Raw genomic sequence first — 16,124 nt, 5'->3', positions numbered from 1 at the left:
ATTTACCTCACACATTGCCCTGGCATGAGTCTCGCAATGGGATTGGTACATCGCGTGATCTGGACCGTCGTTGGGCCCACGCTCGTTTTGCCCCTGAATTCAACTGCTGGAGTTTTGCTCATGAAGCGTGTGCAACAAGGTTTCACCCTGATCGAGCTGATGATCGTCGTGGCGATCATCGGCATCCTGGCTGCCGTGGCCCTGCCGGCCTACCAGGATTACATCGCCCGCTCGCAAGTGTCGGAAGCCTTCACTTCGGTCGAAGGTGCCAAGACGGCGATTGCTGAATACGGCCAGGTCAATGGCGCATATCCAAGCGGAACCACCAAGCCGTCGGTCACCGATCTGGCTGTTGCTGGCAAGTACAGCTCGGCTGCCGTCACCGCCTCGACCGGCGTGATCACCGTCACGATGGGCGCGGCCGGCACCGTCAACGCCGCTGTCGCTGGCAAGACCATCACTTTCACGCCGCCGGTGCTGACCGCCGTGGGCAACACGCTGACCTTCGCTTGCGCTTCTGGCAACCTGGCCCAGAAGTTCCTGCCGAAGTCGTGCAGCGGCACCTGATAGCTCAAGGATGACCTGACAATTTTTGTCAGGTCATCGCGCCACTGACACGAATTGACAGACTTTCCCGCCCATTTTTGTCAGGGAAAGTGCAGAAGTCACAGGAAACAGGCGCCAAAAAGCTGGCACAGCAATCGCTTGGTTACCTAGGCATCAAATTCAGAACCCCCAGGTTCACTTCTTCCCCCCACCCGGATTTTTACTGGAGTCCAATATGAAGCGCGTCCAACAAGGTTTCACCCTGATCGAACTGATGATCGTCGTGGCGATCATCGGCATCCTGGCTGCCGTGGCCCTGCCGGCTTACCAAGACTACATCGCCCGCTCGCAAGTGTCGGAAGCCTTCACCTCGGTCGAAGGCGCCAAGACCGCCATCGCCGAATACGGCCAAACCAACGGCGCTTACCCTGACGGCACGACCAAGCCGTCGGTTACCGACCTGGCTGTTGCTGGCAAGTACAGCTCGGCTGCCGTCACTGCTTCGACCGGCGTGATCACCGTCACGATGGGCGCAGCCGGCACCGTCAACGCCGCTGTCGCTGGCAAGACCATCACCTTCACCCCGCCGGTGCTGACCGCCGTGGGCACCACGCTGACCTTCGCTTGCGCTTCGGGCAACCTGGCCCAGAAGTTCCTGCCGAAGTCGTGCAGCGGCACCTGATAGCTCACAGCATCTGAAGAAGGGCGGCGCAGCCTGTGGGCTTCGCCGCCCTTTTTTTGTCCGACGGCCAATCGTTACCGGTTGTAGTGCCCGGACGCATCCAGACACCTCAAGGGAGCACACCATGAAAACCGCGCAACAAGGTTTCACGCTGATCGAGTTGATGATCGTGGTGGCCATCATCGGCATCCTGGCCGCCGTGGCCTTGCCGGCTTACCAGGACTACATCGCCCGCTCGCAGATGTCAGAAGCCTTCACCTCGGTGGATGGCACCCGCGTCACCGTCTCGGAATACGGTCAGACCAACGGCATCTACCCCGGCACCAGTACCAACCCGTCAGCCGCCAGCCTGGCGATCACGGGCAAGTACGGCACTGCGGTGGTTGCGGCTGACACCGGCGTCATCACGGTCACCATGGGTGCAGCAGGCACGGTCAATGCAGCGGTGGCTGGCAAGACAGTGACCTTCACGCCGCCCACGCTGGCGGCCACCGGTACCGCCTTCAATTTCGCCTGCTCGTCCACTGCGGCCCAGAAATACCTGCCCAAGACCTGCAGCGGCACCTGATCCGTCCACACCTTGATTCAAGCTCTCAACCAGCGCGCCGGCGCGCGCTGGCTCAGCCCTGCGGCACTCTGGATGCTGGCGGGCCTGCTCATAGGCAGCTGGTGGCTCGGAGCCCCTTACATGGGCCTGGGCCATGATGCGTTGTATTACGCAGGCGATGCCCTGCGCAGAAGCGTTTTTCCGGGCCTGCAGCACGACCCCTTCTTCGGCACCGGCAGCCAGGGCAACTTCACGCTCTATCCGCATGTGTTCGACGCGCTTCTGGGCCACACCGACATTCATACGGCAGCGCTGATTCTGACCATCAGCGCCAAGCTGGTCTGGCTGGTTGCGCTGGCAGTGATGTGCCGTGCCGCTCTCCAGCAGCAGCCACGCTGGGTGCTGGCCTTCGCGCTGGTGCTGGCACTGCCCACCGCATACGACCCGCAGCGCATCCTTTCCTACGGCGAGTCCTTCACCACCCCCCGCCATTGGGCCGAAGCGGTGGTGATGCTGTCGATTGCTGCGCAGTTGCACGGCAGGCCGTGGCTGGCGCTGGCCGGCTCGCTGCTGAGCTGCACCATTCACCCGCTGATGGGCCTGGCGGGCTTGATGCTGAACGTGTTTGCGCTGCCCGGCCGGTGGCGTCTGATCGTGATGGCCGCAGGCGCCTTGTCCGTCGCGACGCTCTGCGCGCTCGGTCTGGGGCCGTTCGCCCACGTCTTCGCCACTTACGACGACGCCTGGTGGGAGATTGTCCGCACCCGGAACTCGATCGCCACCATCTACCCCTGGGACGCCGACATGGTGGCCAAGGTCGCCGCCTGGCTGGCCTTGTGGCTGCATGCCACGCGACGCCTGGGTAATGACCCTGCAGCCCAACGCACGGCCTGGGCCGGCATTGCAGGCACCATGGTCTTGCTGGGCTTCTTCGCCATCGGCGCGCTTTTCCACAATGTGCTGCTGGTCAAGCTGCAACTGGTTCGGGGCTGGTGGCTGGCACAGGTACTGGCGCCCATCTTCATCGTCAAGGCGATGGCCGACGTGCATACCTGGCGCCCGGTGGACCGCATGGTGGCGGCCCTGACCATGGCCGCGCTGATGACCGACCTGTGGAGTTGCCTGGCCATGGCCGCTTGCGCCCTGGCACTGGCCAACCTGCCCGCCGTGAACACCTGGCTTGAAAAGCGCCTCGGGCCGACGCTGGGCCTGGCGCCCTGGCTGGCTTATGGCGTTCTGGCCATCACCGTGGTCACCCGGCTGGCCCGGATTGAATTCAACGCCGTGGCCTACAAGCTGCTGTGGAACGACCCGCACCCGCTTGTCACCGCGTCGGCCTCCGAGCCGGCGGTGATGATCGGCCTTGGGCTGGCGCTGCTGTGGCTGCTGCGAACCGTATTCAAGGGCCGCCTGCCTGCGCGTGCTGGCGCCGTTCTGGGCCTGACCCTGGCATCGACCGGGCTGGGGTTCTGGCTTCACCAGGCCCAGGTCAAACTCGACCATGACCCCGAATGGGAGGCGGCCCTGCGTCGGGAAATTCCCGCCAACGCCACCGTGCACTGGGACAACAACCTGCCGCTGGTGTGGATTCTCCTCGGCCATCCGGCCTACGCCACGTCGCCGCAAACCGCAGGCGCCTTGTTTGACCGCCCCACCGCCATGGAGCTGACACGCCGGCTGAACTGGCTGGATCAGCACCATCTCGGCACCGGGCAAGACACCTCACTCCGGCAGAGCGAACAAGGCCGCTCGGCCGGCTATGACGACATCGTCCGCGCCTGCGCTGATGAAGCCCTGGACGTGCTGCTGCTCGACCACGAGCGCGCCGGGGCGACCAAGGTCTTCCGCCGACCAGGCAAGCCCCCGATCTCGATCTTTGATTGCCGCGCACTGCGGACTTCAGGAAAGTCATGAGCGCCTTCAGCCCCTCCCTGCCAGCAGAAACGCCCGACGCAGGCCGATCGGCCGCTGCGGGCAAGCGCCTGTCGACCCAGCGACTGCAGCCCCTGCTGGGTGAAGCCGCGCGCTACCTGGTGGCCAGCGCCGCGGCCCTGGCGGTAGACATGCTCACGCTGACGCTGCTGGTCGAGCGCGCCGGCTGGCACTACCTGTGGGCCGCCACGGCCGCCTACCTGCTCGGCACCTTCGTCGCGTTTTTCATCAGCGTGCGGTGGGTGTTCAAGCACCGTGCCTTCACATCCTGGCTGGCTGGACTGGGCGTGTTTGCGCTGCTCGGTCTGCTGGGCCTCGGGGTCAATCTATTGGTCATGTGGGGCGCCACCGAGGCGCTTCATACCCCGTATCTGCTGGCCAAGGTGCTGGCCGCCGGGACCAGCTTCATCGTCAATTTCAGTGCTCGTCGTGTGGCCCTGTTCATGCAGCGTCACCGCCATCCCTCACATCCATGACCCAAGTCATCATCATCGGCGCCGGCCCGGCCGGCCTGACCGCAGCGCGCGAATTGCAGCGCGCTGGCGTTTCCCAGATCACCGTGCTGGAGGCCAGCGCCGACATCGGCGGCCTGTCGAAAACCGTCAACTACAAGGGCAACCGGATCGACATCGGCGGCCACCGCTTCTTCTCGAAGTCGGACTGGGTGATGGACTGGTGGCGCGACAGCCTGCCCATCGCGCTGCCTGAGCCGCGGGTGACGGAGTCGGAATTCCGCCTCGGCTACCAGGGCGCACACCGCCTGCTGGGTGCTGGTGAAATCACGGCCAGCGAGAGCGATGCCGACGTGATGCTGGTGCGCAACCGCCTGTCGCGCATCCTGTTTGGTGGCCAGTTCTTCGACTATCCGCTCAAGCCCGGTTTCGACACCGCGCGCAAACTCGGCCCGGTGAAGTGCGTGAAGTTCGGCGCCAGCTATGTGGCCTCGGCCATGTCGCCGATCACGCCGGAAACCTCGCTCGAAGACTTCTTCATCAACCGCTTCGGCAAGCAGCTCTACCTGCAGTTCTTCAAGGAATACACCGAGAAGGTCTGGGGCGTGCCGTGCAATGAGATCAGCGCGGCCTGGGGCGCGCAGCGCGTGAAGAGCCTGTCGGTGACGAAGATGATTGCGCATGCCGTGCGCAAGGGCTTCAAGCGCGATGCCGCCGCCGAGCAGACCTCGCTGATCGAACACTTCCTGTATCCGAAGTTCGGCCCTGGCCAGATGTGGGAAACGGTGGCCCGCCGCTACGAGCGCGAGGGCGGCCAGCTGATCCGCGACGCGCGTGTGACCGGCCTGCACCGCAGCGATCGCCGCATCACCGGCGTGAGCTTCCAGCGGCCTGACGGCAGCACGCAGCACCTGCAAGCCGATCACGTCATCTCGACGATGCCGGTGAAAGAGCTGACCCTGGCCCTGCAACCGGCCCTGCCGGCCGAGGTGACGGACATCGGCGCGAACCTGCTGTACCGCGACTTCATCACCGTGGGCGTGCTGTACCGCAAGCTGCACCCGACCAAGGCGTCGATCCACCCGCGAACCCACCTCGTGCCCGACAACTGGATCTACATTCAAGAGCCGGGCGTGAAGGTCGGTCGTCTGCAGATTTTCAACAACTGGAGCCCGCACCTGGTGGCCGACCCGAACACCGTGTGGGTCGGGCTGGAGTTCTTCGCCAAGGACGACGACGACCTGTGGGCGATGAGCGACGAGGCCCTCAAGGCCCTCGCGCTGAAGGAAATGCAGCAGATCGGCATGGCCCATCCGGAAGATGCTCTGGACGCCACCGTCATCCGCATGCCCAAGGCCTACCCGGGCTACTTCGGCAGCGCCTATGCGGCGTTCCCGAAGCTGCAGGCCGCGCTCGATGACCTGAGCAACCTGTTCCTGATCGGCCGCAACGGCATGCACCGTTACAACAACCAGGACCACTCCATGTTGTCGGCCAAGGCCGCGGTCGACGCCATCGTTTCAGGCCGCAGCGACAAGGCGCCGATCTGGGCCATCAACGTCGACGACGAGTACCACGAAGACGAAGAGAAATGACGCGGTGGCGGGCGCCCGATAATGCCGGCGCCCCCTTGAGACGCTCCTGCATGCCACAACCAACGCCTGAAACCACACCGTCGATCTTCGTGGGCGGTCTGCTCGCCATGGCGTTGCCGGTGCTGCTGGCCTTCAACCTCAGCCCGTCATCCACGGTGCTGAACCAGTTGCTGGCGGTGGCAGGCTGGGGCGCCCTGCTGTGGCTGGTGCCCAGCAACGGCCACGCATTGCGGGCCGCGCGACCTGCGGCTGCCCTGCTGGGCATGCTGGCGTTGCTGATGGCCGCCGTGGTGTGGTCCTGGTCGGCCAGCCTGCCCTCCTCGCTGGCGCTCTCGGCGCTGGCCAGCCTGGCGTGTGCGGCGGTGCTGGTGGCTTATGCCCAGTGCGCCGCCGGGCCCGACCGCCCAGACGCCTCCGACACCGCCGAGCCCTTGTGGATCGGCTTGCTGGTGGCGGGCGTGCTGAGCGCCGTCATCGCCGTCATTCAGGTCTTTGCGCCGGGCTGGCCCGACGGCGAATTCATCGCTCGCTCCGGCCTGGTCGGCCGGGCCGTGGGCAACCTGCGTCAGCCCAACCACCTCAGCACGCTGCTGCTGTGGTCGCTGATGGCGCTGGTGCCGCTGGCCCAGGCCGGCCGCGCGGCCGGGCTGCGCCTGCACGACGCCGTGCTGGCAACCCTCGCCACGCTGATGGTGCTGGCGGTGGTGCTCACGGCCAGCCGGACCGGCGTGCTGGGGGTACTGATGCTCGGCCTCTGGGGCGCGGTGGACAAGCGCCTGCGCGGCCGCGTGCGCATCGCCCTGCTGAGCGCCCCGGTGGTCTACGTCATCGGCTGGGCGCTGCTGGCCGCCTGGGCGCATGCCACACAGCACACCTTCGGCGGCGAGGCCCGCCTCGGCGAGGCTGACTTGTCCTCATCGCGCTTCGGCATCTGGGCCAATGCGTGGTCGCTGGTGAAGGCGCAGCCCTGGACGGGCGTGGGGTTCGGCGAATTCAACTTCGCCTGGAGCCTGACGCCCTTCCCCGGCCGCCCGGTGGCTTTCTTCGACCACACCCACAACGTGCTGCTGCAGTTCCTGGTGGAGCTGGGCCTGCCGCTGGCCGCGCTGCTGACCGGGCTGATGCTGTGGGCGCTGTGGCAGGCGCTGGTGCGCAGCATGCAGGCAAGTGGCCCGAATGCGGCCGGGCAGCGCGCGGCCTTCATGATCGTGCTGCTGGCCGGCGTGCACAGCCTGCTGGAGTACCCGCTCTGGTACACCTATTTCCTGCTGCCCACGGCCTGGGCCTGGGGGCATGCGCTGCGCCCGGCTGAACCAGACACCACCTCAAGCGACAGCCCTGCCAGCCATTGGCCGATGGTGGCCGGTGGATTGATTCTGGTGGGCACCCTGTTTGCAGGATGGGACTACAGCCGCGTGGTGGTCATCTACGCGCCGGGCGGCAGCGCCCTGCCCCTGGCCACCCGCATCCAGCAAGGCCACGGCAGCGTGTTTTACGGCCACCATGCCGACTACGCAGCCGCCACCACCACCGAGCCGCCTGCACAGGCGCTGGCGGCCTTCCAGACCACCACGCATGCCTTGCTCGACACCCGTTTGATGATCGCCTGGGCGCGCGCGCTGGCAGATTCCGGGCGGGTCGACGAAGCTCGCTACCTGGTCGACCGGCTGCGCGAGTTCCGCAACGCCGCCGCTGCCAGCTTTCTGGCCGAATGCGATGACGCGGAGCGGCAACCGCGTCCGTTCCAGTGTGAGCCCGCCAGCGACAAAGGCAGCGGCAACATCAGCTGGCGCAACTTCACCCGCTGAGGACTTGCGCGGGCTTGAGCGCTCAGTCAGCCACCCAGTGCCCTGACTTCCCGCCCTGCTTCTCCACCACGCGGATGTCGCCCATGGTCATGCCGCGGTCCGCGGCTTTACACATGTCATACACGGTGAGCAGGCCGACCTGCACCGCGGTCAGGGCTTCCATTTCAACGCCGGTGCGGCCCAGCGTTTCGGCCGTCACCATGATGTGCACGGCGCTGCCAGCCTCATCAAGCGTGAATTCCACCGCCACGCGGGTCAGCGGCAGCGGGTGGCACAGGGGAATCAGGTCGGCCGTGCGCTTGGCGGCCTGGATGGCGGCGATGCGGGCAATGCCGATCACATCGCCTTTCTTGGCCTGGCCGCCGGCGATCAAGGCGAAGGTGGCAGGCAGCATGCGGATGGTGCCGGTGGCGCGCGCCACGCGGTGCGTTTCCGCCTTGGCAGCCACGTCCACCATGTGGGCCTGGCCTTGGGCGTCGAAGTGGGTGAGAGGTTGGCTCATGCAGCGGCAATCCGGTCGAAACAAGTCGGTGCCATGATAGCGGGCGAACTTTCGCAGCCGGCCCGGGTCAGACCGGGCCGAACCGATTCGAGGATGGCTCGCTTTGACGTTTTCCAAGCCCCCGATGGCGCCCATGCCCACCGCCCGATTGGCGCACCTGACACTGGCTGCCGCCTTGTGGGCCGTCTGGCCCGCGCCCGTCGCCCATGCCCAGGTTCAATTGCCGGCGCTGGGGGATTCGGTGTCCGGCGACATGGACATCCTGGCCGAGAAGCGCCTGGGCGAACGCATCATGCGCGAGCTGCGCCGCGACCCCGACTTCCTCGATGACCCGACCTTGAGCGAATACATCGATGCGCTGTGGCAACCCTTGCTGGCCGCCGCCCGCGCACGCGGCGACATCGACACCGACATCGACCGCCATTACGGCTGGGACACCTTCCAGGTGCAAGACCGCAGCGTGAATGCCTTCGCGCTGCCCGGAGGCCACGTCGGCATCAACCTCGGGCTTATCGGCATGACGGCCACCAGCGACGAGCTGGCGTCGGTGCTGGCCCATGAACTGACCCACGTGACGCAGCGCCACATCGCGCGCGGCATGGCCAACTCGGCGCGCCAGAGCACCGCCTCGATGGCCGCGATGATCCTCGGTCTGATCGTGGCCAGCCGCGCCCGCAGTGCCGATGCTGCGCAGGCCGTCATCATGGGCAGCCAGGCGGCGGCCATCCAGGGCCAGATCAACTTCACCCGCGAGATGGAGCGCGAGGCTGACCGCATCGGCCTGCAGTTGATGACCACCGCCGGCTTTGCGCCGGGTGGCATGGCCGCGATGTTCGAGAAGCTCGAAGCCAACGGGCGGCTCAATGACAACAACCTCTACCCCTATCTGCGCAGCCACCCGCTGACCATCGAGCGCATCAGCGAGGCCCGCCTGCGCATGCAGGGCAGCGCGGCCACGCGCACGCCAACGCTGGTCTGGCATGCGCTGATGCAGGCCCGCGCCAAGGCCCTGATGGACCGCAGCGACACTGCCTTGCAGCGGCTGCAGGCCCAGGCGGCACCCGGCGCACCGGTGGCCGATTTGCCGCGCCTGGCGCAGCTGTACATGGCCGGCCTGGCCTCGATGCTGCTGCGTGACTTTGACAAGGCCGAATCGGCCATCCAGAGCGGCCTGACGCTGGCCACCCAGCGGTTCGCGCAGGAACCCGCGGCTCGGCGGGCCTTCATGCTGCTGAAGCTGGAGCTGCCCGTGCAACAAGGCAAGCCGCGCGGCACGCTGGTCGCTGCCCTGGCTGATCTGGGGGGTGACCGCAGCCGGCCCGCCCTGCTGGCCCGCGCGCAGCTGGCGCTGGTGTGGCAACGCGCCGGTGATCCGGCCGCCACACCGGTGCTGCGCAGCAGCCTGGAAGACCTGCAGACCTGGGTGGTCGAGCATCGCAACGACGCACTGGCCTGGCAGATGATGTCCCAGGTGGCCGATGGGCAGGGGCTGCGCCTGCGCGCCTTGCGGGCGGGCGCAGAAGCGGCCGCCGCAGGTGGCGATGTGCTGGGTGCGGTGGAACGGTTCCGCACCGCCCAGCAGATCGCCCGCGAAGACCCGGCCTCGGATTACGTCGAGACCAGCGTCATCCAGTCACGGCTGCGAGAGCTGGAAGCCGAGCGCCGCAAGATGATGGCCGAGGCCCGCGGCGAACGGGTGGACTGAACGCCGCCCGGGTCAGTCGCGCTGGAACACGCGCTCGATCAGGGCGTCGATGATCACGCCGCAGGCGCTGTAGATCAGCGAGCCGATCAGCGCCGCCGCGAAGCCGGTGACGGCCAGGCCATCAAGCACGCTGGCCGCCGACCAGAACATCAGCGCGTTGATGACGAACAGGAACAGCCCGAGCGTGAGCAGCGTGACGGGCAGCGTCAGCAGCACCAGCAGCGGGCGCACCAGCGTGTTGAGCAGGCCGAGCACCGCGGCGGCAATCAGGGCCGAACCGAAGCTGGCCACGGCCACGCCAGGGTACAGGTGCGCCACCAGCAACAGGGCGCCCGCAAGGAGCAACCACCGGACAATCAGCTTCATGACAGACAAGCTCCCGCGTTGAATACAGAACTGTCATTCTGGGGGCTGCGCAAGGCGATTCAATCCCCCGAAGCGACAAGCCGCCAAAAATACCCGTCACCGTATCCTCCACGAGTGAAAACCAGCACAAGAACGCTGTTTGACGTTGCGGTGCCACAAAAAAGCGCGTTTCAGAGGAGAGAAAGCAGTTTTTACGAGGGAAACCTGCTTCTCAGCCCCCTGCACAGGCAGTACCATTCGTTGCGCTGTGGCACTGCAGAGAATCGAAGGCTCACGCGGCTTTCGCCCAGTCCCGGCACATCAACATTTTTTTGATGGAGAGAATCCAAATGGCAACTGCAAAGAAGGCCGCTCCGGCCAAGAAGGCCGCCGCCCCGGCGAAGAAGGCTGCTGCGCCCGTGAAGGCGGCTGCTGCTCCTGCAAAGAAGGCCGCTCCGGCCAAGAAGGCTGCCGCAGCTCCTGCTGCCAAGAAGGCTGCTCCTGCGAAGAAGGCTGCCGCTCCTGCAAAGAAGCGCACCCCGAACGCTGCCTTCATGAAGGCGATGACCCCCAGCGCCCATCTGGCCGCCATCATCGGTGACAAGGCTGTGCCGCGTACCGAAGTGACCAAGAAGGTCTGGGAATACATCAAGAAGCATGAGCTGCAAGACAAGGCCCAGAAGACCATGATCAATGCAGACGCCAAGCTGAAGGAAATCTTCAAGAAGGCTCAAGTCTCGATGTTCGAGATGACCAAGCTGATCAACAGCCACCTGAGCTGATCTGGCACGGGCCGCTCACGCGGCCTTGCCAACCCGAAGCCGGCGCCAACGCGTCGGCTTTTTTCTTTTCAGCAGCCGTTCTCAGCCGCGCCCTTTCAACCCGCCGCCCCGGCCACCGCACGCGCCAGCGCGGGCATCAAGCCAGCCAGATCGATGGGCTTGGTCCAGTAGTCATCAAAGCCGGCAGCCAGCGCCGTCTCGATCTGCTCGACCATCGCATCAGCCGACAAGGCGATGCAGGGCATGGCCCGCGTCATCTCGTCTGCGCGCAGGCGCCGCAGCACTTCCAGCCCGTTGAAGTCCGGCAGGTTCATGTCGACCAGGGCCAGGTCAGGTCGCAGCGTTCTTGCCATCTCGACCCCCTCGCCACCATCCCGGGCCACATGCAGTTGCCACTGGGCATGGCCGCGGAAGATCTCCTGCATCAGCACGACGTTCAGGGGCTCGTCCTCGATGTACAGCACCTGGTGCACCCGGGCCGAGCTTGACGCCGGGGCCCGATCAGCTGGCGTGCCTGCCACGCTGCCCGGCGCGGCAGGCAAGGCCACCGTCAGGCGGGTGCCCACGCCCAGTTCACTGTGCGCCGTCACCTGGCCATGCATGCGCACCACCAGCTCACGCACCAGCACCAGGCCCAGGCCCGTGCCGGTCATGGCACGCGCACCGGCGGGCTGCGCAAACGGCGTGAAGAGCTGCTGCAGCCCTTGCGGGGCCAGGCCGGGGCCATCGTCCTGCACGGTCAGCTCGATCAACCCGGCGGGCGCGATGGTGGCACTGACACGCACCCGGCCGCCCGGGCGGTTGTAGCGAATGGCGTTGGAAACGAGCTGATCCAGCACCTGCGCCACGGCCTCGACATCGGCCAGCGCCAGCAGGCCTTCAGGCACATCGGTCTGGAGCGCCACCTCGGCCGTCTGCGCCTCGACTGCCCATTTGGCAAAACAACGCCGCACCAGCGGCGCCAGCGGCACGGCATCGGTCCGCAAGGTGCGGGCGCCGCGCTGCAGCTCGGCAATCTCCAGCAGATCATCGATCTGCGCCATCAGCGAGCGACCTGCCCGCAGGATGCTCGTCAGGCGCTGGGCCTGCAGGCCTTGCAAGGGCTGCTCGGTGTCCTGCGTCATCAGCTGCGCGAAGCCGAGCACCGCATTCATCGGCGTGCGCAGCTCATGGCTGACCCGTGAGAGGAACGCGCTGCGCGCCTGGCTGATGCGCTCGGCGGCTTCCTTGTCACGCTGCAGCAGGGCACGTTCCTGCATCTGCTGCTCCAGCACGATGCCGGCCGTGACGTTGCGCGTGGTGCCGCGATAACCACGGAACAGGCCATCGGCATCAAAAACCGGCACCGCGCTGCGCGACAAATATCGCACCTCGGATGCGCCGGCATCGAAGCGTGTCAGCACCCGGGAAAAAGCCAGGCGCTGGCTCAGCAGCTCGCGCAAACCCCGGGCAGGCACCACGGGCTGTCCGAGCGCGTCCACCAAGGGCTCATCGTCCATCTGGCGGTTCAGGGCCGTGGCCGTGCCGCAGCCGGTGGCGGCTTCAAAGTCACCGGAAATCCAGTTGCAGCGCAACTGCTCATCCAGCTCCCACATCCAGTCGCCGGACGCGCGCGCCAGGTCGTGCAGGCGGCCTGCCTGCAGCTGCAACTGGTACAGCTGACGGCGCTGCGCCAATGCAGAGCAGGCGATCTTCGCGCAGCGTTGCAGCTGTGCGCGCGCCGCGCTCGACAACAGCGTCGTGCCTTCGTCCATCACGCACAGGGTGCCCACGGCCACGCCGTCGAGCATCAGCACCTGGGCTGCATAGTGGCGCCACGACGGGCCGCCTTCCGCTGGCGTGACCTGCGCAAACCGCGGGTCCACGCGGACATCGGCCACCTCGACCCAGTCACCGCACTCGATGGCCAGGCTGCAATAGGCCTGGGCATAAGGCGTCTGCTCCGGCAGCCAGCCCACCCGCGCCAGGTGATGCACCTGCTGCGAACCAACCAGGCTCAACACCACCACCGCGCTGCCGGTGAGCTCGGCGACGAGCTCGACCAGGTCTTGCAGCGCCCGGTCGGTCGGTCGATCGATGAGGTCCACCGACTGCAACACCTCCAGCCGCAGCGGGGCGTCCATCACAGCCGGTTCGGTCGAAGGGTGCATCGTTCAGGCGGCGCGTCATGTGGCCGCACGTGATGGCGAAAGCAACATTCTCGTGTCACTTTCCTCGCCGGACAATCGCTTTCACACAACTCCGCACACTTAGCACTTGCAATCGACTGCAAGCCGCTGCGCGCCGTTTCAGCCTTCAGCCAGCAAGGTCTTGAGGAAGCGGCCGGTGTGGCTGGCGGCGCAGGCCGCAATCACTTCGGGCGCACCCTCCGACAGCACGGTGCCGCCGCCGGAGCCGCCTTCCGGGCCCATGTCGATCAGCCAGTCCGCCGTCTTGATGACGTCCAGGTTGTGCTCGATGATGACCACGGTATTGCCGGCGTCACGCAGCTGGTGCAGCACCTTGAGCAGCAGCTGGATGTCGGCGAAGTGCAAGCCGGTGGTCGGCTCGTCGAGGATGTACAGCGTGCGGCCGGTATCGCGCTTGGACAACTCCAGCGCCAGCTTCACGCGCTGCGCCTCACCGCCCGACAGCGTGGTCGCGCTCTGGCCCAGCGTGATGTAGCCGAGGCCCACATCGAGCAGCGTCTGCAGCTTGCGCGCGATGCTCGGCACGGCGTTGAAGTAGCCGTGGGCGTCTTCCACCGTCAGCTCCAGCACCTGGGCGATGTTCTTGCCCTTGTAGAGGATCTCCAGCGTCTCGCGGTTGTAGCGCTTGCCCTGGCAGACGTCGCACGGCACGTACACGTCCGGCAGGAAATGCATTTCCACCTTGATGACGCCGTCGCCCTGGCAGGCCTCGCAGCGGCCACCGGCCACGTTGAAGCTGAAGCGCCCGGCGCCGTAACCACGCTCGCGCGCGGCCGGCACTTCGGCGAAGAGCTCGCGGATGGGCGTGAACAGGCCGGTGTAGGTGGCGGGGTTCGAGCGCGGCGTGCGGCCGATCGGGCTCTGGTCAACGTTGATGACCTTGTCGAAGGCCTCCAGACCCTCGATGCTGTCATGCGCCTCGGGCTCGGCATGGCTGTTGTAAAGCTTGCGCGCCACGGCCGTGTAGAGCGTGTCGTTCACCAGCGTGCTCTTGCCGGAACCCGACACACCGGTCACGCAGGTCAGCAGGCCGACCGGGATCTCGACCGTCACGTTCTTCAGGTTGTGGCCACGGGCATTGACGATCTTCAGCGTGCGCGGATCCGCCATGTCGGCCAGCGTGTGGCGGCGCTCCGGCACCGCGATGCGCAACACCCGGCCCAGGTACTGGCCCGTCAGCGAATCGGGGTTGGCCGCCACTTCAGCCGGCGTGCCGCTGGCCATCACCCTGCCACCGTGCTTGCCGGCGCCCGGGCCCATGTCCACGCACCAGTCAGCGGCGCGGATCATGTCTTCGTCGTGCTCCACCACCAGCACCGAATTGCCGAGGTTGCGCAGGTGCTGCAAGGTGCCGATCAGGCGCTCGTTGTCGCGCTGGTGCAGACCGATGCTGGGCTCGTCGAGCACGTACATCACGCCCGTCAGGCCGGAGCCGATCTGGCTGGCCAGCCGGATGCGCTGGGCCTCGCCGCCGCTGAGCGTGTCAGCGCTGCGGTCCAGGCTCAGGTAGTTCAGGCCCACGTCGTTCAGGAAACGCAGGCGTGAGCGGATCTCGCGCACGACCTTGTCGGCGATCTCGGCCTTGGCGCCCGTGAGCTGCAGGTTGCTGAACCAGTCGAGTGCACCGGCCAGCGTCAGGTGCTCCACCTCGAAGATGGGCTTGCCGCGGTCAGCGTCGCTGCCCGGAATGAACACATTGCGGGCTTCCTTGCGCAGGCGGGAACCACCGCAGTGGCCGCAGGGCTTGGCGCTTTGATAGCGGGCCAGGTCTTCGCGCACGGCCACCGAATCGGTTTCCTTGTAGCGGCGCTCGAAGTTGGGAATCACGCCCTCGAACGGATGCGCGCGCTTCACGCTGCGCGTCTTGCCGTTCTTGCCTTCGGCTTCGTAGGTGAACTCGATCTCTTCCTCGCCGGAGCCATACAGCACGACCTGGCGGGCGCGCTCGGGCAGCTCTTCAAACGGCAGGTCGATGTCGACATTCAGATGCCGACCGACGCTCTCCAGCATCGAGAAGGTGTAGCCGTTGCGGCGGTCCCAGCCCTTGATGGCGCCGGAGCCCAGCGACAGCGACGGAAACGCCACCACGCGCTCGGGGTCGAACACCGTCTGCATGCCCAGACCGTCGCAGTGCGGGCAGGCGCCCACCGGCGAGTTGAACGAGAACAGGCGCGGCTCCAGCTCCGACAGCGAATAGCTGCACACCGGGCAGCCATACTTCGCCGAGAACAGGTGCTCGCGCCCGCCGTCCATCTCGTAGCCGATGGCCCGGCCATCGGCGATGCGCAGCGCGGCCTCGAAGCTTTCGGCCAGGCGCTGCTTCATGCCCTCGGCGGTCTTGAGCCGGTCGACCACCACGTCGATGTCGTGCTTCTCCGCCTTCTTCAGTGCCGGCACATCGGCCGCATCCAGGATCTGCCCATCGACCCGGAAACGCACGTAGCCCTGTGCCTGCATGTCCTGGAAAAGCTCGACGAACTCACCCTTGCGGTCACGCACCACCGGGGCCAGCACCATCAGCTTGGTGCCCTCGGGCAGCGCCAGCACCGCATCCACCATCTGGCTGACGCTCTGGGCCTGCAGCGCCAGGCCGTGGTCGGGGCAGAACGGCGTGCCGGCGCGGGCGTACAGCAGGCGCAGGTAGTCGTGGATCTCGGTGACCGTGCCCACGGTGGAGCGCGGGTTGTGGCTGGTGGCCTTCTGCTCGATGGAAATCGCGGGCGACAGACCCTCGATGACGTCGACGTCCGGCTTGTCCATCAGCTGCAGGAACTGCCGCGCGTAGGCCGACAGGCTCTCCACGTAGCGGCGCTGGCCCTCGGCGTACAGCGTGTCGAACGCCAGGCTCGATTTACCCGAACCGGACAAGCCCGTGATCACCACCAGCGCGTGCTTGGGCAAGTCCAGGTCGATGTTTTTCAGGTTGTGGGTACGGGCGCCACGCACGGAAATCGTGGTGGCGTGGGCCAGAGCAGGCATGGCGGGCGGGAACGGAGGCGTGGTGGACATGGCAGGCAAGTGGCCGCAAAGGCGCGGCGA

13 protein-coding genes are annotated in these 16,124 nt (G+C 66.4%); 9 read left to right on the top strand and 4 right to left on the bottom strand.

Features of this window, described 5'->3' with window-relative positions; translation table 11 throughout:
- The first annotated feature begins 120 nt into the window (after window positions 1–120).
- The 7 genes from AACH00_RS10790 (at window position 121) to AACH00_RS10760 (ending at window position 7,562) form a co-directional block, all read left to right on the top strand.
- Window positions 121–567, top strand: a complete 447-nt coding sequence (locus AACH00_RS10790; protein WP_341399133.1) for a pilin — start codon at window positions 121–123, stop codon at window positions 565–567.
- A gap of 214 nt (window positions 568–781) precedes the next feature.
- The gene (locus AACH00_RS10785; RefSeq protein ID WP_341399132.1) at window positions 782–1,228 is read left to right on the top strand and encodes a pilin; all 447 of its coding nucleotides are present in this window, start codon (window positions 782–784) and stop codon (window positions 1,226–1,228) included.
- A gap of 124 nt (window positions 1,229–1,352) precedes the next feature.
- Window positions 1,353–1,796 carry a pilin gene (locus AACH00_RS10780; RefSeq protein ID WP_341399131.1) on the top strand — a complete coding sequence of 148 codons (444 nt, stop codon included), beginning with the start codon at window positions 1,353–1,355 and terminating at the stop codon, window positions 1,794–1,796.
- 12 nt (window positions 1,797–1,808) lie between these two features.
- Complete coding sequence (locus tag AACH00_RS10775; protein ID WP_341399130.1) at window positions 1,809–3,689, top strand: hypothetical protein; 1,881 nt, start codon at window positions 1,809–1,811, stop codon at window positions 3,687–3,689.
- Complete coding sequence (locus AACH00_RS10770; RefSeq protein ID WP_341399129.1) at window positions 3,686–4,183, top strand: GtrA family protein; 498 nt, start codon at window positions 3,686–3,688, stop codon at window positions 4,181–4,183. The genes AACH00_RS10775 and AACH00_RS10770 overlap by 4 nt, the downstream gene beginning before the upstream one ends.
- Entirely contained in the window at window positions 4,180–5,754 is a 1,575-nt protein-coding gene (locus AACH00_RS10765) for an NAD(P)/FAD-dependent oxidoreductase (RefSeq protein WP_341399128.1), read from the top strand. Before AACH00_RS10770 ends, AACH00_RS10765 begins: the two co-directional genes overlap by 4 nt.
- A 50-nt stretch (window positions 5,755–5,804) precedes the next feature.
- The gene (locus tag AACH00_RS10760) at window positions 5,805–7,562 is read left to right on the top strand and encodes a PglL family O-oligosaccharyltransferase (RefSeq protein ID WP_341399127.1); all 1,758 of its coding nucleotides are present in this window, start codon (window positions 5,805–5,807) and stop codon (window positions 7,560–7,562) included.
- Window positions 7,563–7,584: 22 nt separating this feature from the next.
- Here the strand turns inward: AACH00_RS10760 and moaC are convergent, their stop codons facing one another.
- A complete protein-coding gene (gene moaC / locus AACH00_RS10755; RefSeq protein ID WP_341399126.1) occupies window positions 7,585–8,064 on the bottom strand; it encodes a cyclic pyranopterin monophosphate synthase MoaC in 480 nt (159 codons plus the stop codon).
- A 133-nt stretch (window positions 8,065–8,197) separates the two neighbouring features.
- On the opposite strand from moaC, the gene AACH00_RS10750 reads away from it, so the two are divergent.
- Window positions 8,198–9,769 (top strand): M48 family metalloprotease, encoded by a 1,572-nt coding sequence (locus AACH00_RS10750; protein WP_341399125.1) that lies wholly within the window; start codon window positions 8,198–8,200, stop codon window positions 9,767–9,769.
- Window positions 9,770–9,781: 12 nt separating this feature from the next.
- Here the strand turns inward: AACH00_RS10750 and AACH00_RS10745 are convergent, their stop codons facing one another.
- Window positions 9,782–10,135: a phage holin family protein gene (locus AACH00_RS10745; protein WP_341399124.1), complete on the bottom strand. Its 354-nt coding sequence runs from the start codon at window positions 10,133–10,135 to the stop codon at window positions 9,782–9,784.
- Between the two features lie 329 nt (window positions 10,136–10,464).
- Between AACH00_RS10745 and AACH00_RS10740 the strand changes: the two genes are divergently transcribed.
- Complete coding sequence (locus tag AACH00_RS10740) at window positions 10,465–10,896, top strand: SWIB/MDM2 domain-containing protein (protein ID WP_341399123.1); 432 nt, start codon at window positions 10,465–10,467, stop codon at window positions 10,894–10,896.
- A gap of 95 nt (window positions 10,897–10,991) precedes the next feature.
- Here AACH00_RS10740 and AACH00_RS10735 read toward each other — a convergent pair whose 3' ends face one another.
- Window positions 10,992–13,019, bottom strand: a complete 2,028-nt coding sequence (locus AACH00_RS10735; RefSeq protein ID WP_341399122.1) for a hybrid sensor histidine kinase/response regulator — start codon at window positions 13,017–13,019, stop codon at window positions 10,992–10,994.
- Window positions 13,020–13,184: 165 nt separating this feature from the next.
- The gene (gene uvrA / locus AACH00_RS10730) at window positions 13,185–16,094 is read right to left on the bottom strand and encodes an excinuclease ABC subunit UvrA (protein ID WP_341399121.1); all 2,910 of its coding nucleotides are present in this window, start codon (window positions 16,092–16,094) and stop codon (window positions 13,185–13,187) included.
- Window positions 16,095–16,124: the final 30 nt, after the last annotated feature.

Origin of the sequence: Ideonella margarita, assembly GCF_038066635.1 — a bacterium.
Classification (GTDB): domain Bacteria; phylum Pseudomonadota; class Gammaproteobacteria; order Burkholderiales; family Burkholderiaceae_C; genus Ideonella; species Ideonella margarita.
Note: the sequence above shows the minus strand (reverse complement) of the source record. Positions and strands in the feature narration are given on the sequence as shown.